Here is an 18,972-nt window from a genome sequence, read left to right as displayed (position 1 = left end):
CTCGCCCGGCGCCGTCCGTCCGCCGGAACCCTCGTCGAACCGGCCCGAATCGTCGTTGAATGTGCGGCGTGGACAGAACCGTGAGCCCCGCCCGGACGATCGCGCGCGTCGTCGCCCTCGCCTCGTTCGTCCTCGGGTGCGCCGTCACCGCCAACCAGGTGCTGGACGACGGCAGGCTGAGCTGGAACTGGCTGTACGTGGCGTGGGCGTTCGCCGTCATCGGCGCCCTGTACGCCGAGGTGCTCACCCCCGGCGCGCCGCTCGGCGGTGCCGCGGCGGGCGGCCGCCCGCGGGGCCGCCGCCGGATGTACCTGCGCCAGCTCCGCGCCAGCGTCGCGGACATGGAGACCGTCGGCATCGCCACCCAGGGCGAGTTCGCGCTCGGCCTCCGGCAGGTGTACGTCGAGGTCAGCCTGGCGCCGCAGCCGCTCCAGGACACCGCGGGCGAACCGTACCTCGGCCACCTCGGGCGGCCCGCCGGCGCGGCGGGCGAGCGCCGCGCCCTGTCGTCCTTCCTGCACGACGGCGGCGGGCGGGTGTTCGCGATCATCGGCGGCCCCGGCTCCGGCAAGACGACGCTGATGCGCGAGACCGCGCTCGACCTCTGCCGGCGGCCCCGGCCGTGGGAGCGCTCGTCCCGCCGCGCCCGCCTCCCGGTGCTGCTGTACCTGCGCGACCACGCGGGCATGATCCTCGCCGACGAGCCCCCGGACCTCGCCGAGGTCGCCGCCGCCGCGGGCTGGACGGCCGGGCGGGTGCCCGCGTCGTGGATCCGGCAGCAGCTCGACCGCGGCCGCTGCCTGGTCATGCTGGACGGCCTCGACGAGGTCGCCGACGCGGACCAGCGGGCCCGCGTCGTCGCCTGGACGCGGCGGCAGATCGAGCGCTTCCCCGGCAACCACGTCCTGCTGACGTCCCGCCCGCACGGCTACCTGTCGAACCCGCTGCCGTCGGTGAACGTGCTGCAGGTGCGCCGCTTCACCGGCGAGCAGATCGGCCGGTTCCTGCACAACTGGTACTACGCGATCGAGTGCCGGGCGCAGGGGACGACCGGCAGGCGCGTCCAGCAGCAGGCCGGGCAGAAGGCCGACGACCTGATCGGCCGGATCCGCGAGCGGCCCGCCCTCTACGACCTGGCCGCCAACCCCCTCCTGCTCACCATGATCGCCAACGTGCACCGGTACCGGGACGCGCTCCCCGGCAGCCGCGCCGCCCTGTACGGCGAGATGTGCGAGGTCCTCGTGCACCGCCGGCAGGAGAAGAAGGGCCTCCCCGACCGCACCGGCCTGCGCGGCCCGCAGAAGGAGCACATCGTGCAGCGGCTCGCCCTCGCGATGATGCGCCGCAAGGTCCGCGACATCAGCGTCGCGGACGCCTGCGCCGCCATCGACGGCGACGTGCGGCGCGCGGCCGCCGGCCTGGCCCCGGAGGACTTCCTCGCCGAGGTCGGCCGCAGCGGGCTGCTCGTCGAGCGCGAGCAGGGCCGCTACGCGTTCGCGCACCTCACCCTGCAGGAGTACCTCGCCGGCGCCGCGCTGCTCGGCGACCGCCCCGCCGAACTCGTCGACGGCGTCGACGACCCGTGGTGGCGCGAGGCGACGCTCCTGTGGGCCGCGGACGCCGACGCGTCCCCGGTCGTCGCGGCCTGCCTGGAGTCCGGGACGGCGCGGGCGCTCGCCCTCGCGTTCGACTGCGCGGAGGAGGCCCGCAGCCTCGACCCCGCGCTCCGCGCGTCGCTGGAGGACATGCTCGTCCGCGATTCCGGCGACGACCCCGAGCGGCAGCGGCTGATCACCGCGGTGAAGGCCGCCCGCGCCCTCCGCGAGACGATCCGGCTGACGGACGACACCGCCGTCTGCGCCCGTCCGGTCACGCACGAGCTGTACGCGCTGTTCCTGCAGTCGGAACGCGCCGAGGGCCGCCACCATCCCGAGCACCTGGACGACCGCCCGCCCGGCGAACCGGTCGCGGGCACGTGGGCCGAGGACGCCGACCGGTTCGTCACGTGGCTCAACGGGCTGTTCGAGGACGGCACCACCTACCGGCTGCCGACCCGCGACGAACTCGACGACCCGGCGATCGGCCTCGTGTCCGGCACCGAGGGCCGCTGCGTCTGGGTCCGCACGGACACCGACGTCCTGCGGTACGTCCCGTCAGGTGTCCCGTGGCCGCACGCACCGACGGTCGAGCAGGTGCGGTCCCGGTTGCTGCTCGACTTCGAGCCGACGGCGTCGTTCCTGCGCCTCGCCCTCGCTCCCCCGGACCCCTCCCGCGTCGAGGCGTACGCGGAGCTGTTCGCGAGGGTCGTGAGCGAGGGGCCCGAGGAGGAGACCGACGACCTGGGTCCCGTCCTGCAGGTCTTCCTCACGCTCGCCGTGGCGCGCGAACTGGCCTTCGCCATGGACGCCGTCGAGACACCGCGGCCCTCCCGGCTGCACCGTCCCCGCGCGCTCGCCTTCGCGCGCCACATCGACACGGCGCGCCGGACGGCCGCCTTCCTGGGCGCCTCCGTCGTCCTCGATCCCGACCTCGACGCCGCGCTCAACGAGGCTTGGGCCGCCGACCGGGCCTACCGCCTCGCGGACGAGGACCGCCTGGTCGGCGCGGCCGTCGACCGCGTCCGCGCGCTCGACCGGCTGTCCCCGCGCCTGCTCGCCCCCGAGACGCCGCACGCCCTGGTGAGGGCGCTCGAGGACACCGTCGAGCTGGCGCGCCGCCACGGCACGAGAGCCCGCACCGCGGACATGTCCGCGCTCGCCGACGACATCGCCGTCCTGCGGGAGGCGACGCGGCGCCTCGTCGCGGGGGCGGGCGGGAGCAGCGCCGTCGCCCGCCTGCTCGACGGGCTCCTGGACCGGCTGCGCCTCCGCCTCCGCAACCGGGCCCGCGGGTTCGGCTTCGTGCACGACTTCGACCGCGTCCGCGAGTTCGACCTCGCGGTCCCCCGGGTCCGCGCGCTCCTGCGGGTCCACGTCGACGACGTCGACGACGAACTCGTCCGGGACTCCGCGCAGGCCCTGGTGAACGGCCGCTACCGGCACCGGGTCCGCGTCCCCGGCCTCGACCTCGACCTCGGCCGCGAGCTCCACCCCGTCCTCGTGCAGGACCGCCTGCTGGACGCCTGGCTCGCCGGCGCCGACGACCTGGAGGCCACCGGCCAGGTGTCCGCCGCCGCGACCGCGCTCGACCGCGTCTTCTGCGGAAGCGCCATGGCGACCGGCACCGAGCGGCGGCGGGATCTCGTGGCCGCCTACCGGCACCTCCTGGCCGCATGGCCGCCCGCCGGCGACCACGACACCGTCCACCGGTTCGGCGCCTTCCTCGCCGCCGTCGCCGCCGAGCCGGAGTCGCGAGGGCCCGAGCCGGTCGGTGCCCTGCTGCGGGAGGCGTGCGGCCTGCTGGCCGAACCGTCCGCCCTCGCGCAGGCGCCCACCGAGCGGCTGTCCGGCGCGACGCGGCTCGTCCTGCACGCCCGGTCGCTGGTGGAGCCGCTGCTGTCCCGGCTGCTGCCGCTGGACGGCGAGGACCTCGGCTGCGCCCGCATCGAGCTGCTCGCCGCGGCCGTCATGCTCCGCGAGACCGGCCACGACGACATCGCCGCCCTCCTCACCAGGGCCGTCCGCGGCCTGATCACCCTCCAGGCGCGCGACGAGGAACCACAGCCGGACGGCGAACTGCTCCTGCTCGTCCGCACCTGACCCGCACGACCGATTGTCCTAGTACTAGGATAGTCGCCATGGCCGAGGAACCGACGCCCGCCGAGCTGACGCTGCTCGGGCTGCTCGTGGAGAAGCCGCGGCACGGCTACGAACTGGAGGAGGTCATCGCCGCCCGCGGCGTCCGCGAGTGGACCGACATCGGGTTCAGCTCGATCTACTACCTGCTCACCCGGCTCCGCGACCGCGGTCTGATCACCGAGGTCGCGGCGGAGCGCCCGGCGCGCGGCAAGGCGCGCCGGGTGTACGGGCCGACGGACGAGGGGCGGCGCACGTGCGCACGGGCCGCCGAAGCGGCGCTGGCCGACCTGCGGCCGGTGCACCCGCCCGTCCTGGTCGGCCTGGCGAACCAGCCGGTCATCGAGCCCGGCCGGGTGCGGGACGCGCTCGACCGGCGGGCCGCGGCACTCGCGGAGCGCATCGCCGCGGTCCGCGCGGCCCGCGACGCCCAGCCCGGAACGCCCCCGTTCGTCCGGGCGATCTTCGACTACTCGCTGGGCCAGCTCGACGCCGAACGGCGCTGGCTGGACGGCTACCGGGCGGAACTCGGCGACGCAGCCACCGGAAAGGAAGACCGGCGATGACCACGGTCACCCGCTACGACGTCAAGCGCGAGCTCAAGCGGTTCTACGCGCCGAGGAACACCGGCTGGGAGCTGGTCGAGGTGCCGCCGCAGCAGTTCCTCGCCGTCGACGGGCACGGCGACCCCAACACGAGCGCCGACTACGCGCGCGCCGTCGAGGCCCTCTACTCCGTCGCCTACACGATCAAGTTCACCAGCAAGCGGGAGCTGGACCGCGACTTCGTCGTCGGGCCGCTCGAAGGGCTGTGGTGGTCCGACCGCCCGGAGGTCTTCGTCGCCCGGCAGAAGGACGCCTGGAGCTGGCGCATGCTCATCAGCCAGCCCGACTGGATCACCGCGGACCTCATCGACGCCGCCAGGGCCGCCGCGCTCGCGAAGAAGAAGCTCCCGACCATCGAGGACGTCCGCCACGAGACCCTGCACGAAGGGACGTGCGCCCAGGTGCTGCACGTCGGCCCGTACGACGACGAGGGGCCCGTCCTCGCCGAACTGCACGACACGTACCTCGCCGCGAACGGGCTGCGGATGGCCGGGCACCACCACGAGATCTACCTCGGCGACCACCGCCGCACCGAGCCCGCCAAGTGGCGGACGGTCCTCCGCCAGCCCGTCCGTCCGGCGGACTGACGGGTCAGGCGGGCCGCAGCCGCTCCACCGAGCGCTCCAGGTCGTCCGGCCGCACCTTCCAGCGCTCGGCGTCGTCGTACTCGACGTCGATGCCGAGCCGCAGGTCGGCCCGCCTGAGCTGGAGCAGGCACGCCTTCCAGCCGGGCTCGCCGGGCACGGCCATCGCCTCCCGCAGGGCGCCGAGGCCGTCCAGGACGTCCCACCCCTTCGGGGTGCGGGCCTCCCAGGACCCGTCGTCGAAGTACACGTACCCGAACATGGACTCGGTGCCGCCGCCGAACGTCGCGACGAGGCTCAGCGCGGCCCAGCCGTCCTGGTACTCGGCGTTGCCGACGATCGCTTCCCCGACCGCCGTCAGCGCGGCCGTCGACGCCTCGGCGTCGAACTCCGGGTCCGTCATGTCACCCTCTCGCAGTCGGACGGGGCGACGGGGTCGAGGCGGGGGGGCGGAGCCGACGGGTCCGTCGAGCCGGTCGCGGGCCGCGTGCAAATGATCACCGCCACTCCGCGTCGCCTCTCACGCCGACGTGAGGATCCAACGTATCTGCCGCTCCGCCCCTTTCGAGATCTTTTAGCGGGGCGACGGCCCGGTGCGCGCGGGTGCGGGGGCGACCGAGTGCACCTCGGTCGCCCCCGGTGGTCAGGAGGCGGTGGGAGCGCTCGTGCGGGCGCTCACTTCACGGTGACGAGAGCGTGCATGCCCTTGGCGCCGAGGGGGCGGCCGTCGGTCAGGTCGGTCACCCAGGTGATCAGCGCGTACTCGCCGGGCTCCAGGGGCGCCTGGAGGATGACGGACGTGCCGTGCGACAGCGGCGGGGTGCCGACCGGGTCGCCCGCGAACGGCGGCTCGATCCACTCGCCGCTCTCCGCCGCGTCCCAGAACTCCTGGAGGTCGTCGCGGGTGGTCCCCGGACGGACGGGCACGAAGATCGCCTCGTTGACCTGCCGCATGCGGTTCGTCAGCAGGATGGGGGCGCCCGCCCTGAGCCGCGGCGCCACGTGGAAGCGGGGGCCGGACGGCGTCCGGGACATGCCGACGAACGCGCCGGGGCGGGGCGCGTGCCCGCGGTGCCGCTCGCGCCGGACGGTCAGTGCGTGCAGCGCCTCGGGGCCGGGCGGTGCGCCGTCCTCGAAATCGAGGTAGTCGACCAGGTAGTAGGTGCCGGGGCGGAGGCGGGCGGTGAACGTCGTGGCCCGTCCGGGGTGGGCCTGCGCGCCGCCGAGCAGGTCGGCCTCGTCCATCAGCGCGTTCCCGGCGGGGACCGCCACCTCGGGGTCGTCGGAGAAGACCTTGCCGAGGCGGTCGGCGAACGTCGCGGGGGACGTGCCGGGGTGCAGCCGGACGAGTCCGATCATGCTGCCGAGTTCGGCGGTCGCGGTGGTGGTGACCCGGAACGACGTCGGGCCGGCGGTGTGCGTCGCGGGCGCGGTGAACCCGCCGTCGCGGGCCTCGATCTCGATGACCGGCGCGGTGCGGGCGGCCTGCGCCGGGGCTTGCGGCGCCGGGGCTTGCAGCGCGGTGGCGCCGACCACGGCGGCAGCGGCCATGCCCAGGATCTTCGCGTGCTTCATCGGGACTCCTTCGTCGGGGGGCGTCGTGCTCTGGACGGTAGGAGTCGGGTTCGGCGGTCCGGCAGTACCCGCGGATGTAACCGCCCGGACGCCGTTCGGGACCCCGGTCGTACGGGCGCACGCCCCGCGTACGACGGCCGCCGGAGCGCCGCCGGGTTTCCGCAGCGCAGGTCGTCATCCCGGCGCCCTTGACCTCGACCTTGGTCGAGGTTGTTGGCTGGTGCCCGGCGGTGATCACCGCCGCTCCTGAGAGAAAGGCACGGATATGGCTGACAACGTTCTTCTGGTGGGCGACGTCTCGGACGAGACGCGGGCCGCGGTGACGGGCGTCGTGAAGGCGCTGGAGCGGGCGTTCAACACCAAGGACGCCGCGGCGCTCGCCGCGCAGTTCGCCGAACGGACGTCCTGGTCGAACGCGATGGGGACCCGGCTGGACGGGCGCGCGGCGATCGAGGAGTTCAGCGCCCCCGCGATGAAGGGCTTCCTCAGCGACGCGTTCGCGCGCTACGACGTCGTGAAGATGCTGGAGATCGCACCCGAGGTGATCGCGGTGAACGTGGCGCAGCAGCCGACGGACGCCGCGGGCGCGCCCGTCGAGGGCGCGCACGGCGCGACGCTGTACGTGATCGCGCGGGGGCCGGACGGGTGGAAGATCGTCGCCGGTCAGAACACGGCCGTCGAACCCGCGGCGTCCTGACCCGCGCCCGCCCGGGCCCTGTAAGGGAAGGTTTCTTCCCTTACAGGGCTTAGGCCCGATCGTTATGGGGCGCCCGGTTCGGCGTTGATCACGCCGGGAAGGGACTCCTCCGGTCGAGGAGGTGCCGCATGACGACGGTGCTGCGCGGAATGGTCCGCCGGAAGCCCATCGACGAGATCGAGGACGAGACCGAGACGTCCGGGCTGCGCCGGACGCTCGGGCTGTGGCAGCTCACCGCGATCGGCGTCGGCGGCATCATCGGCGCGGGCATCTTCTCCCTCGCGGGCGCGGTCGCGAACGAGAAGGCCGGGCCCGCGGTGCTCATCTCGTTCCTGGTGGCGGGGATCGCGAGCGCCGCGGCGGCGTTCTCGTACGCCGAGTTCGCCGGGCTCATCCCGAAGGCCGGGTCCGCGTACACCTACGGGTACGCGGTGCTGGGCGAGTTCGCCGGGTGGGCGATCGGGTGGGACCTGCTGCTGGAGTACACGGCGATCGTCGCGGTCGTCGCGATCGGGCTGTCCGGGTACTTCAACGACCTGCTCGAATTCATAAACGTCGAGCTGCCGCTGTGGATGAGCGGCGCGCCCGGCACCGAACCGGACGGGGTCGCGGGCGGCGGCTACAAGGTGAACCTGTTCGCCGTGCTGCTGTGCCTGCTCATCGCGTGGGTGCTGAACCTCGGGATGAAGAACGCGGCGCGGTTCGAGACCGCGCTCGTGTACCTCAAGGTCGGGATCGTCCTGCTCGTGGTCGTCGTCGGCGTGTTCAAGATCCAGTCCGACAACTACGACCCGTTCTTCCCGTTCGGGTGGGGCGGCGCGTTCACCGGCGCGGCGACCGTCTTCTTCGCGGTGTTCGGCTACGACGCCCTCTCTACGGCGGCGGAGGAGTCGCGGGAGTCGCGCAAGCACATGCCGAAGGCGATCCTGCTGTCGCTCGCTATCGCGATGGTCCTGTACGTCCTCGCGTGCCTGGTGCTGACCGGGATGGTCGACTACCGCGAGATCGACGGCGAGGCCGCGTTCTCGTCCGCGTTCGACTCGGTCGGGCTGGAGGCCGTCGGCGCGGTCATCGCGGTCGGCGCCATCCTCGGCGTGCTGACCGTGCTGTTCACGTTCATGATGGGCGCGACCCGCGTGTGGTTCTCGATGAGCCGGGACGGCCTGCTGCCCCGGTGGTTCGCGAAGACGCACCCGGTCCGGCACGTCCCGACCCGCATCACGTGGATCGTCGGGATCGGCTCGGCGCTGATCGCCGGGTTCCTGCCGATCGCGGAGGCGGCGGAGCTGACGAACATCGGAATCCTGCTGGCGTTCATCGTCGTCTGCATCGCCGTCGTCGTCCTCCGGTACCGGCGCCCGGACCTCCCCCGCGAGTTCCGGACGCCGGGCATGCCGGTCGTGCCGCTGGTCGGCGTCGTGTTCTCGGTGTGGCTGATCACGTTCCTGCAGTGGCAGACGTGGGCGCGGTTCGGCGCCTGGTTCGCGCTGGGGTGCGCGGTCTACTTCCTCTACAGCCGCCGGCACTCCCTGCTCAACCGAAAGTGATCACCTGCCGGACCGCCTCGCCGCTGTGCAGCCGGTCGAACCCGGCGTTGACGTCGTCGAGGGTGAGGCGGTCGGACAGCAGCGCGTCCACCGGCAGGTTCCCCGTCCGGTACATGCCGATGAAGCGCGGGACGTCCCGGCGCGGGACGCACGAGCCGAGGTAGCTGCCCTTCAGCGTCCGCTCCTCCGCCACGAGGCTCAGCGCGGGCAGCGTCACGGGCTTGCCCGGGTCGGGGAGGCCGACGGTGACGGTCGTCCCGCCCGGCCGGGTCGCGGCGTACGCCTGCTCCAGGACGGGCACGACGCCGGTGGTGTCGATGACCTTCTCGGCGCCGCCGCCGGTGGCGTCCCGGATCGCCTCGACGGCGTCCGGGCCGCCCGCGACGGCGTGGGTGGCGCCGAGGCGGGACGCGAGGTCGCGCTTGTGCTCGACGACGTCCACGGCGACGACGGTCGCGGCACCCGCGGCCTTCGCGGCGAGCAGCGCGGCGAGCCCGACGCCGCCGAGCCCGAGGACGGCGACGCTGTCGCCCGGCTTCACGTCCGCGCTGTAGAGCGCGGCGCCCGCGCCGGTCAGGACGGCGCAGCCGAACAGGGCGGCGATGTCGAACGGCAGATCGGGGTCGACCTTCACCGCCGAGCGCGACGACACGACCGTGTACTCCGAGAACGCGGACACGCCCAGGTGGTGGTTCGGGCGGGTGCCGTCGGGCGCGGCGAACCGGTGCGCGCCGCTCAGCAGGGTGCCCGCGCCGTTCGCGCGCGCGCCGGGCCCGCACAGCGCGGGACGTCCGGCGACGCAGCGCTCGCAGTGCCCGCAGGCCGGGACGAACGCGAGCACGACGTGGTCGCCCGGGGCGAACTCCGCGCCCTCGCCCGCCTCGACGACCTCGCCCGCGGCCTCGTGCCCGAGCGCCATCGGCAGCGGGCGGAGCCGGGAGCCGTTGATCACCGAGAGGTCGGAGTGGCAGAGCCCCGCGGCGCGGACCCGCACCAGTAGCTCCCCCGGACCGGGCGGGTCGAGCCGCAGCTCGGCGACCTCCAGCGGGCGCGAGTCGGCGTAGGGGGCGGGGCGTCCTGACTCGACGAGGACGGCGGTGCGCGTCGCGGTCATGCGGGTTCTCCGTTCACGGTCGGGGTTCGGGCCGTCCTCAGACGGTGAGCTTCTCCATCTCGGTGCGGACGGCACCGGCGATCGGGACGGGGCGGCGGGTCGTCCGGTCGACGAACACGTGCACGAAGTGCCCTTGCGCGATCAGGGCGCCGTCGGACGCGCGCAGCATCCCGATCTCCCAGCGGACGCTGGAGGTGCCGAGCTTCCCGATGCGCATCCCGACCTTGATCGTGTCGGGGAAGGACACCTCGGCCTTGTACTCGCAGTGCGACTCGACGCAGAGCGCGATGGACGGCGACGCGACTGGGTCGAACCCGGCGGTCCGGATCATCCACTCGTTGATGACGGTGTCCATCAGCGAGTAGTGGACGACGTTGTTGACGTGCCCGTAGACGTCGTTGTCCTTCCACCGCGTGGGGACGTTCTCCCAGAAAAGGTACTCGCCGGTCATGGGGCAAACCCTATGGTCGGCGCGGGTGTGCCGCGGCATCGGGCCTCCGGAACGGTGACCGTGCAAGGTGCCGGACGGGTGCGCGCTGTGCCCCCGCCCAACCGCGCCCCCGCCCCGCCCCGGCCCCCGGCAAGGGGAAGCGGCGCTCACCCGGCCGCGAGGAAAGGTTCTGAGCACGATCCCGGCCGGGTGAACGCCGCCTCCGGGCGGGCCCGCGTCCGGGCGCCGCCGTCTACGGGATCAGGACGAGCCCCGCGCGGCGTCGAACCGCGCGGTGACGTCCGTCCAGTCCACCAGCGACCACAGCTTCTCGACGTAGTCCGGGCGGACGTTGCGGTACTGCAGGTAGTACGCGTGCTCCCAGGCGTCGAAGACCAGCAGCGGCGTCGTGTTCATGCCGACGTTGCCGTGGTGGTCGTACACCTGCTCGACGACGAGCCGCCTCCCGAGCGGCTCCCACGCGAGCACGCCCCAGCCGGAGCCCTGCACGGTGGACGTCGCCGCCGTGAGCTGCTTGCGGAACGCGTCGAACGTCCCGAAGTGCTCGTCGATCGCGGCGGCCAGCTCCCCGTCCGGGCGGTCGCCGCCGTCGGGCGACAGGTTGTCCCAGAAGATCGAATGCAGGACGTGCCCGGAGAGGTTGAACGCGAACGTCTTCTCCAGGCCGACCAGCCCGCCGAACTGCTCCTTGTCCCGCGCCTCGGCGAGCTTCTCGAGCGTGTCGTTGGCCCCCTTCACGTAGGCGGCGTGGTGCTTGGCGTGGTGCAGCTCCAGGATCTCGCCGGTGATGGCGGGTTCGAGGGCGGCGTAGTCGTAGGGGAGGTCGGGAAGCGTGTAGTCGGCCATGGCGCCACTATTGCAAACATGTTGCAGTTACGTCCATCAAGCAACACCAATGAGATCGCAAGAGCAGAGGCCCGCCCCGGGAACCCCGGGAGCGGGCCTCTGCTCGGCCGTCCTGCCGTGTCAGTACCCTCGATGACCACCGGCCCCGCCCGGACCGTGCCCACCGGTGCCGCGCCCGCCGCCGCGGAACTTCGCGAGCAGACGCTGGATCTTGGCTTTGTTGCGCGGGTCGCGCGCGGCCCGCTGCACCTGCGCGCGCGCCTTCTGGCCCTGCGGGCTGCGCAGGAACTTCGTGATGCGGTCGATGAGAGGCATCGATTTCCTCCTCGGCCTAGCCTCGATGCTTCAACGAGTGCCCGCACAGGAAAGTTCGGAACCTGGCGCGGACGTCAGGGCTTCGAAGGAGGGGACGCCTTGAACCAGTGCCCGCGCGGGCCTTCCGCGGCGAGGTGGAACGGGTGCCCCTCCTCGGTCATCGCCCGGTACAGGAACTCCGCGGCGGTGCAGTCGAACCGGGTGCCCTCGTCGAGGCTGTCCACCGCGTAGACGGGCCACCGGTCGGGGTCGTCCCCCTCGGTGATCCAGCAGAACGTCTGCTCGTGCTCGTTGTTCGACCAGGGGATCAGCCCGCCCGGCGCCGGGAACGGCGGGTGCTCCCCACCGAGCTCCAACCCGTATTCGGTGTGCCAGATCAGCTTGTCCGGAGGGAACACCACGTAGAACCCGTTGAACGCGCCCTTGCAGCCGAACAGCTCGACCAGCCGCTTGTAGTCGCCCGGCAGGGGCGCGCCGAGCCGCCCCTCGACCGCCGCCCAGTCGGGCGCGGGGACCGGCTCCGGCGGGCCGCCCGTGAGCGCGTGCAGCCGCTCCGGCCACGGCAGCTCCGCGGGCGGCTCGACGAACTCCGGGACCGTCCGGCGCGCGACGGCGACGACGATCCGGTCGTCCGCGTCCTGCCCGACCGCGACCGCCCGCCTGCCGCGCGCCCAGGCGGAGTCCCAGTCGCAGCCCTCCGGAAGCGCCATGGGCGGCTCGGCGTCCCGCCAGTACACGCGGCTGTACCGCTCGGTGAGCCTGTCGTCCGGGACGAGGATGCCGCCGTCGGTGACGAGCACGCACGTGTGGCCGTCCCGGTGGCCCGGCTGATCGCACGTCAGGTCGCCCGTCTCCGCCTCCAGGAGGCCGTACACGGTCGCCAGCAGTTCCTCCGAGTCCATGGGGGCACCCAAGCACCCGCCGCCGACATCGCGCCACGGGCCGCGAACCACCGCCCCCGCGCCGGGGACGAAGGCTCTCAGAACTCCTCGTCGAGCGCCACGGCGCCCTCCACCCCGATCTGGTAGGCCGACACCCGCCGCTCGAAGAAGTTCGACAGCTCCTGGACGTCCTGGAGCTCCATGAACGCGAACGGGTTCGGGGTGCCGTAGCGGGCGGGGATGCCGAGCCGGGCGAGCCGCCGGTCCGCGACGTACTCCAGGTAGCCGCGCATGTCGTCGGCGCTCATGCCCGGCAGGCCGTCGCCGCACAGGTCGCGCGCGAACGCCAGTTCGGCGTCCACGGCCTCCTCCAGCATCCGGACGACCTGGGCCGCCATCGCGTCGTCGAACAGGCCGGGCTCCTCCGCCCGGACGGTGTCGACCACCGAGAACGCGAAGTCCATGTGCAGGCTCTCGTCCCGGAAGACCCAGTTCGTCCCGGACGCGAGGCCGTTGAGCAGCCCGCGCGACCGCAGCCAGTACACGTACGCGAAGGCGCCGTAGAAGAACAGGCCCTCGATGCAGGCGGCGAAGCAGATGAGGTTCAGCAGGAACGCGCGGCGGTCGGCGGCGGTGCGCAGCTCGTCGAGGGAGCCGAGGGAGTCGATCCAGCGGAAGCAGAACTCGGCCTTCGCGCGGATGGACGGGATGTGCTCGATCGCCGCGAACGCCTTCGCGCGCTCGTCGTGGTCGGGCAGGTAGGTGTCGAGGAGGGTCAGGTAGAACTGGACGTGCACGGCCTCCTCGAACAGCTGCCGCGACAGGTACAGCCGGGCCTCCGGCGCGTTGACGTGCTTGTACAGGTTCAGCACCAGGTTGTTCGCGACGATCGAGTCGCCGGTCGCGAAGAACGCCACGAGCCGGTTCACCAGGTGCAGCTCCGCCGGCGTGAGGCGGGCGAGGTCGGCCAGGTCGGACGCGAGGTCGACCTCCTCGACCGTCCAGGTGTTGCGGATCGCGGCCCGGTACCGCTCGTAGAAGTCGGGGTAGCGCATGGGACGCAGGGTCAGGTCCATGCCGGGGTCGAGGAGCAGGTTCGTCACTGGCACGCCTCGCAGGTCTCCGGGTTCTCCAGGGAGCAGGCGTCCGCGGCGCCGGACGGCGCGACGGTCGTCTGCGCGATCCGGGTCGCGGGCCTGGACCGCAGGTAGTAGGTGGTCTTGAGGCCGCTGCGCCACGCGTACGCGTACATCGACGACAGCTTCCCGATCGTGGGGGTCTCCATGAACAGGTTCAGCGACTGCGACTGGTCGATGTAGGGGGTGCGGGCGGCGGCGAGGTCGATCAGGGCCTTCTGCGGCAGCTCCCACGCGGTGCGGTAGAGCGTCCGCATCTCCTCGGGCAGGTCCACGATGCCCTGGATCGAGCCGTTCGCCCGCTTGATCGCCTCCCGCACCTCGGACGTCCACAGCCCGAGCGACTTCAGGTCGTCGACGAGGTACGCGTTGAGCTGCAGGAACTCGCCGGACAGCGTCTCGCGCTTGAAGAGGTTCGACACCTGCGGCTCGATGCACTCGTAGCAGCCCGCGATCGACGCGATCGTCGCGGTGGGCGCGATCGCGACCAGCAGCGAGTTGCGCAGCCCCACCTCGGCGACGCGGGCGCGCAGCGCCGCCCAGTCGTCCGGACGGGACGGCGCCGCGTGCGCGAACGCGTCCGGGTGCAGCCAGCCGCGGGCCGTCCGGGTCTCCGCGTACGCCGGGAGCGGGCCGTGCGCCTCGGCGAGGTCGGCGGACGCCGCGTACGCGGCCAGCGCGATCTCCTCGGCGATCCGGGTGGACAGCGCGAGCGCCTCCGGGGAGTCGAACGGGAGGCGCAGCGTGAAGAAGACGTCGGCGAGGCCCATCACCCCGAGCCCGATCGGACGCCACGTCCGGTTCGCCGTCGCGGCCTCGGGCGTCGGGTAGAAGCCGCGGTCGATGGTGCGGTCGAGGAACCGGACGGCGGTGCGGACGGTCGCGCGGAGCCGCTCCCAGTCGACGCCCGCGGCGGTGACGTGCGCGGCGAGGTTCACCGACCCGAGGTTGCAGACGGCCGCCTCGCGGTCGCCCGTCACTTCCAGGATCTCGGTGCACAGGTTGGACAGGTGGACGGTCCGGCCCGGCTCGGCGGTCTGGTTGCAGGCGCGGTTCGCGGCGTCCTTGAACGTCATCCACCCGTTGCCGGTCTGCGCGAGCGTCCGCATCATCCGCCCGTACAGGCGGCGGGCCGGGACCTGCCGGACGTACCCGCCCGCGGCCTCGGCGGCCCGGTACGCGGCGTCGAACTCCTCGCCCCACAGGTCCGTGAGGTGCGGGACCTCCTTCGGGTCGAACAGCGACCACACCCCGTCGGCCTCGACGCGGCGCATGAACTCGTCCGGGACCCAGTTCGCGAGGTTCAGGTTGTGGGTGCGGCGCGCGTCCTCGCCGGTGTTGTCGCGCAGCTCCAGGAACTCCTCGACGTCCGCGTGCCACGGCTCCAGGTAGACGCAGGCCGCGCCCTTGCGGCGGCCGCCCTGGTTGACGGCGGCGACCGACGCGTCGAGCGTGCGCAGCCACGGGACGATCCCGTTCGAGTGGCCGTTCGTCCCCCGGATCAGCGAGCCCCGCGACCGGACCCGCGTCCACGAGATCCCGATGCCGCCCGCGTACTTGCTGAGCGCCGCGACCTGCCCGTACCGCTCGTAGATCGACTCCAGCTCGTCCCGGGGCGAGTCGAGCAGGAAGCAGGACGAGAGCTGGGGGCGGCGCGCGGCGGAGTTGAACAGCGTCGGGGAGCTGGGCAGGTACGCCAGGGCGCTGAGCAGCCCGTACAGCTCGGCGGCCTCGGCGACCGTGTCGGCGAGGCCGCACGCGACGCGGAGGAAGAAGTGCTGCGGGCGCTCCAGGACGAGCCGGGTGCTCGGGTGGCGCAGCAGGTACCGGTCGTAGACGGTGCGCAGGCCGAAGTACTCGAACCGGTCGTCGGCCGCGTCGTCGACGAGCGCGTCCAGCTCGGCGGCGTGCTCGGCGACGAACGCGGCGGGCTCGTCGCCGAGCAGCCCGGCGGCGTGCGCGGCGGAGACGGACCGGGAGAAGGTCTGCGCTCCCCCGGCCGCGGCCTCCTCGGCGATCTTCGCGGCGAGCAGCCGCGCGGCGGCCTTCCCGTAGCCGGGGTCGGCCGCGACGAGCGCGGCGGCCTCGCCGATCGCGAGGTCCCGCAGGGCGGCGGCGTCCAGCCCGTCCGCCGACCGGACGGCCGCGAGGACGCGCCCGGGGTCGGCCCCCGGCACCCCGGCGCAGGCCCGCTCGACCTCGGCGGCGATGCCCGCCGCCGGGCGCGCGAGTTGCTGTGTCACGTGCTCTCTCCCCTCGTGAGACGGCCTCACGAGGGCACGCGAACGGGCACGGCGGCACGCCGCGGGCCCGTCCGGCGGCCTGCCCGCGAGGCCCGGACGAAACGCGCGCTGGCAGGTCTTCGGACTCGCGGGCACCGCGCCTCCCGGAGGAGGGCGCGACCTACTGGCCGTCGCTTCCCGGACCGCGGCGCGGTCCAGTGCTTCGTGACGGCGGTCGTTCCAGCTCACCGCTGCGGGGCAGTCCCGGATTCGCACCGGGTTCCCTCTTGCGACGCCCCCGCCGCGGACGGCGGGGGCGAACCAGCACGGGACTCGAACCCTACATCTAGTTTGACCTTGATGTGCAACCCCAAGATGTTGGGCGTGTCGGTGAGGGCGGGGGTGGGTTCACGATCGCCGGAAGGAGTGAGACGATGGGTCCCGTCATGCTCCCGCGCCCACCGCACCCGCTGTTCCGCGCCGCCCGCGCGGTCGTCTTCGCGACCGTGTGCGTGACGCTGGCGACGGCCGGGCACGCGCTCGCCGCGCGGGAAGCGGTACCCGGCTGGGCGGTCGTGACCGGGTTCGGCGCCGTCCTCGCCGTCACGCTGCTGCTGGCCGGGCACGAGCGGTCGCTCCCGACGATCACGGGCGGGCTCCTCGGCGGCCAGTTCGCACTGCACGCGCTGTTCACGAAGGCGACCGTCGCGGCGACGGCGGGCGCCGCCGCCGGGCACGCCGGACACACCGGGCACGCCGTGCCGACCGCGGCGGACCCCGCCTGGCCCGTCCTCTCCGGCGGCTGCGGCATGACGCTCGCGCACGCGGCGGCCGCGCTGCTGGCCGCCTGCTGGCTGTGGCGCGGGGAACGCGCCGCGTGGACGCTGGCCCGGCGGATCGCCGCGGCCGCCGACCGTCCGATCCGGCTGCTCCTCGCGCTGCTCACCGCCCGGCCGCCCGCGCCCGCCCCGCGCGTCCCCGCCGCCGCGCCGCCGGTCGTCCCGGCCGTCGGCCGCGCGCTCCGGCACCAGGTCGTCCGGCGGGGACCGCCCGTCCGTTCGAGGGCGCTCGCCCCCCGCTGAGGCGGGACGGGGCGGGCGCCGGACGCACCGGACGCCGACCGGCGATCCGGTCCCGACGCTTCTCCTCGAACGGAGTCCCGACATGTCCCTCATCCCGCACGCCCGGCGCACGGCGGTCGTCGCCGTCCTGGGCGCCGCCGGACTCGTGGGCCTGGCCACGGCCGCGTCCGCGCACGTCACCGTGAACCCCGACGCGGCCGAGCAGGGCTCGTGGGCGAAGGTGTCCTTCCGCGTCCCGAACGAGCGCGACGACGCCGCCACCACGAAGCTCCAGATCGACCTGCCGGCCGAGCACCCGCTCCGGTCGGTGTCCGTCCGCCCCGTCCCCGGCTGGGACGTGGAGACGGAGAAGACGAAGCTGCCGCAGCCGGTGAAGACCGAGAGCGGCACGATCACCGAGGCGGTCACCCGCATCACCTGGACGGGCGGGAAGATCGAACCCGGACAGTTCCAGGAGTTCGACGTGTCGTTCGGCCCGCTGCCGACCGGCACCGACCAGATGATGTTCAAGGCCGCGCAGACCTACGAGGGCGGCGAGGTCGTCGACTGGGACCAGCCGACGCCCGAGAACGGCGCCGAGCCCGAGCACCCGGCGCCCGTCCTGGCGCTGACGCCCGCCGCGTCCGGTTCCGGACACGGCGCGGACGCCGAACTGACCGCGACCGCCGCGGACACCGGCGACGCGGACGGCGCGGACGGCACCGCGCGGCTGCTCGGCGGCGTCGGCATCGGCGCCGGGGCCGTCGGCATCGCGATCGGCGGGTTCGGCCTGGCGCGGGCGCGGAGCCGGGCATGAGGCGCGCGCTCGGAGCCGCCCTCGCGGCCGTCCTCACGCTCGCGGCGGCGCTCGCGTTCGCCGCGCCCGCCTCCGCGCACACCGCCCTGACGGGCTCGAACCCCGAGGAGGGCGCGACCGTCGCGCCGCCGTCCGAGATCGTCCTGACCTTCGCGAACCCGGTGACGCTGCCGCAGGTCGTCGTGACGGACGAGTCGGACGCGCGGCACGAGACCGGCGAACCGCAGTCGGTCGACAACGACGTCACGCAGGCGCTGAAGGCGCCGCTGCCGAACGGCGTCTACACGGTCGGGTGGCGCGCGGTGTCCCCGGACGGGCACCCGATCTCGGGCACGTTCGAGTTCACCGTCGAGGGCGCGGCCCCGTCCGAGCCCGCGGAGACGGCCGACCCGTCGGCGGCCGCCCCGGCCCCGGCGTCGTCGCCCGCGTCGACGTCCGAGCCGGAGGGCACGTCCGCGTCCTGGCTGTGGGTCGGCCTCGGGGCGCTCGCCGTCGCCGTCGTCGCCGGCGGCGTCGCGTGGCTGCGCCGCTCGAAGAGCGGCCCGCAGGACTGACCGGCGCACGGCCGACCGGGTGATCACGGAGTCGCACCGATCACCCGGTCGGCTGCTAGCTTGTGTCCCCGCACCGCGACAAGGGAGGTCGATGAATATGGCCCGCGCCATGTTCCTCAGCCATGCCCTCGTCCGGGCCGCCTGAGCGCGCGGCCCGGACGCCCCATCGACCTTTCCTGGAGCGTCGCGTGTCCACATCCCCCCTGTTCACCGAGCGGCTGATCCTGCGCCCGTGGCCGTCCGCGGACGTCGCCGCCGCCGCGTCCGGCGGCCGCCGGCCCGGCTGGGCGCCGGACTTCCCCGCCGACGGCGACCGCGTCGTCGCCGGCCTCCTCGCCGCCGCCCCGGACCCCGCCGCCGCGCGCGGGCACCGGCAGATCGTCGAGCGGAGCACCGGCCTCGTCGTCGGCTCCATCGGCCTGTTCCTGCCGCCGACGGACGGCGCCGTCGAGTTCGGGTACGGCGTCGTCCCGTCCCGCCGTGACCGCGGCTACGCCACCGAAGCAGCCCGCGCGATCGTCGCGTTCGCGCTGGCCGAGCCGGACGTCCGGACGGTCCGTGCGGGCGTCGAGCCCGCGAACGCGGCGTCCGTCCGGGTGCTGGAGAAGGCCGGCCTGAGCCGCCTCGGCACCGACGGCGAAACCGACCGGTACGGCACCGCCTGACCCCGCGCGGGACCGGCGCCAAGCGCCGGCCCCGCGCCCCCGGTCGCGCAACGCGACACCTCGCACGCGGCCGCAGGCGGCGCTGATCACGGCCGACCCCCCGACGTCCGCCCCGTCACCGTGACGCCCTTCCAACCACGCAACCCACCAACGGCGCCGCCGCACGAC

18 protein-coding genes and 1 riboswitch are annotated in these 18,972 nt (G+C 73.8%); of the genes, 9 read left to right on the top strand and 9 right to left on the bottom strand.

What is annotated here, in order from left to right; all coding sequences use genetic code 11:
- Positions 1–68: 68 nt before the first annotated feature.
- Genes DMH08_RS19815 through DMH08_RS19805 form a run of 3 tightly spaced genes read left to right on the top strand, consistent with a single transcriptional unit; the run spans position 69 to position 4,926 of the window.
- Positions 69–3,698, top strand: coding sequence for an NACHT domain-containing protein (locus DMH08_RS19815; RefSeq protein ID WP_125616779.1), 3,630 nt, complete (start codon positions 69–71; stop codon positions 3,696–3,698).
- Positions 3,699–3,736: 38 nt separating this feature from the next.
- Complete coding sequence (locus tag DMH08_RS19810) at positions 3,737–4,300, top strand: PadR family transcriptional regulator (RefSeq protein ID WP_125616777.1); 564 nt, start codon at positions 3,737–3,739, stop codon at positions 4,298–4,300.
- Complete coding sequence (locus tag DMH08_RS19805) at positions 4,297–4,926, top strand: GyrI-like domain-containing protein (protein WP_125616775.1); 630 nt, start codon at positions 4,297–4,299, stop codon at positions 4,924–4,926. The genes DMH08_RS19810 and DMH08_RS19805 overlap by 4 nt, the downstream gene beginning before the upstream one ends.
- A gap of 4 nt (positions 4,927–4,930) precedes the next feature.
- Here the strand turns inward: DMH08_RS19805 and DMH08_RS19800 are convergent, their stop codons facing one another.
- Positions 4,931–5,326, bottom strand: a complete 396-nt coding sequence (locus DMH08_RS19800) for a hypothetical protein (protein WP_125616772.1) — start codon at positions 5,324–5,326, stop codon at positions 4,931–4,933.
- Between the two features lie 272 nt (positions 5,327–5,598).
- Positions 5,599–6,498 carry a hypothetical protein gene (locus DMH08_RS19795; RefSeq protein WP_125616769.1) on the bottom strand — a complete coding sequence of 300 codons (900 nt, stop codon included), beginning with the start codon at positions 6,496–6,498 and terminating at the stop codon, positions 5,599–5,601.
- A 265-nt stretch (positions 6,499–6,763) separates the two neighbouring features.
- Here DMH08_RS19795 and DMH08_RS19790 point away from each other — a divergent pair, with 265 nt between their 5' ends.
- Together DMH08_RS19790 and DMH08_RS19785 are read left to right on the top strand one after the other, a co-directional pair.
- Entirely contained in the window at positions 6,764–7,195 is a 432-nt protein-coding gene (locus tag DMH08_RS19790) for an SgcJ/EcaC family oxidoreductase (RefSeq protein WP_125616765.1), read from the top strand.
- Between the two features lie 128 nt (positions 7,196–7,323).
- Positions 7,324–8,742, top strand: a complete 1,419-nt coding sequence (locus DMH08_RS19785; protein WP_125616762.1) for an amino acid permease — start codon at positions 7,324–7,326, stop codon at positions 8,740–8,742.
- Here the strand turns inward: DMH08_RS19785 and DMH08_RS19780 are convergent.
- The 7 genes from DMH08_RS19780 to DMH08_RS19750 form a co-directional block, all read right to left on the bottom strand.
- Positions 8,729–9,856 carry a zinc-binding dehydrogenase gene (locus tag DMH08_RS19780; protein WP_125616759.1) on the bottom strand — a complete coding sequence of 376 codons (1,128 nt, stop codon included), beginning with the start codon at positions 9,854–9,856 and terminating at the stop codon, positions 8,729–8,731. The two genes, DMH08_RS19785 and DMH08_RS19780, sit on opposite strands and share 14 nt — an antisense overlap.
- Before the next feature lie 37 nt (positions 9,857–9,893).
- Entirely contained in the window at positions 9,894–10,307 is a 414-nt protein-coding gene (locus DMH08_RS19775) for an acyl-CoA thioesterase (protein ID WP_026403207.1), read from the bottom strand.
- A 240-nt stretch (positions 10,308–10,547) separates the two neighbouring features.
- The gene (locus DMH08_RS19770; RefSeq protein ID WP_125616756.1) at positions 10,548–11,153 is read right to left on the bottom strand and encodes a superoxide dismutase; all 606 of its coding nucleotides are present in this window, start codon (positions 11,151–11,153) and stop codon (positions 10,548–10,550) included.
- A 120-nt stretch (positions 11,154–11,273) separates the two neighbouring features.
- Positions 11,274–11,468 carry a hypothetical protein gene (locus DMH08_RS19765; protein ID WP_034518514.1) on the bottom strand — a complete coding sequence of 65 codons (195 nt, stop codon included), beginning with the start codon at positions 11,466–11,468 and terminating at the stop codon, positions 11,274–11,276.
- A gap of 74 nt (positions 11,469–11,542) precedes the next feature.
- A complete protein-coding gene (locus tag DMH08_RS19760; RefSeq protein WP_051300854.1) occupies positions 11,543–12,370 on the bottom strand; it encodes an SMI1/KNR4 family protein in 828 nt (275 codons plus the stop codon).
- 77 nt (positions 12,371–12,447) lie between these two features.
- The gene (locus DMH08_RS19755) at positions 12,448–13,452 is read right to left on the bottom strand and encodes a ribonucleotide-diphosphate reductase subunit beta (RefSeq protein ID WP_233617697.1); all 1,005 of its coding nucleotides are present in this window, start codon (positions 13,450–13,452) and stop codon (positions 12,448–12,450) included.
- Positions 13,449–15,728, bottom strand: a complete 2,280-nt coding sequence (locus tag DMH08_RS19750; RefSeq protein ID WP_125616753.1) for a ribonucleoside-diphosphate reductase subunit alpha — start codon at positions 15,726–15,728, stop codon at positions 13,449–13,451. Before DMH08_RS19750 ends, DMH08_RS19755 begins: the two co-directional genes overlap by 4 nt.
- A 93-nt stretch (positions 15,729–15,821) precedes the next feature.
- A riboswitch (cobalamin riboswitch) is annotated at positions 15,822–16,048 on the bottom strand.
- 93 nt (positions 16,049–16,141) lie between these two features.
- Here DMH08_RS19750 and DMH08_RS19745 point away from each other — a divergent pair.
- The 4 genes from DMH08_RS19745 (at position 16,142) to DMH08_RS19730 (ending at position 18,804) form a co-directional block, all read left to right on the top strand.
- Positions 16,142–16,789: an MFS transporter gene (locus DMH08_RS19745; protein WP_233617696.1), complete on the top strand. Its 648-nt coding sequence runs from the start codon at positions 16,142–16,144 to the stop codon at positions 16,787–16,789.
- A gap of 82 nt (positions 16,790–16,871) precedes the next feature.
- Positions 16,872–17,585: a YcnI family copper-binding membrane protein gene (locus DMH08_RS19740; protein ID WP_026403212.1), complete on the top strand. Its 714-nt coding sequence runs from the start codon at positions 16,872–16,874 to the stop codon at positions 17,583–17,585.
- Complete coding sequence (locus DMH08_RS19735; RefSeq protein ID WP_125616750.1) at positions 17,582–18,139, top strand: copper resistance CopC family protein; 558 nt, start codon at positions 17,582–17,584, stop codon at positions 18,137–18,139. Before DMH08_RS19740 ends, DMH08_RS19735 begins: the two co-directional genes overlap by 4 nt.
- 188 nt (positions 18,140–18,327) lie before the next feature.
- Positions 18,328–18,804, top strand: a complete 477-nt coding sequence (locus tag DMH08_RS19730) for a GNAT family N-acetyltransferase (protein ID WP_233617695.1) — start codon at positions 18,328–18,330, stop codon at positions 18,802–18,804.
- Positions 18,805–18,972 lie beyond the last annotated feature (168 nt).

The sequence above is a fragment of the Actinomadura sp. WAC 06369 genome, from assembly GCF_003947565.1.
In the GTDB taxonomy this organism is placed as follows: Bacteria; Actinomycetota; Actinomycetes; order Streptosporangiales; family Streptosporangiaceae; genus Spirillospora; species Spirillospora rifamycini.
Note: the sequence above shows the minus strand (reverse complement) of the source record. Positions and strands in the feature narration are given on the sequence as shown.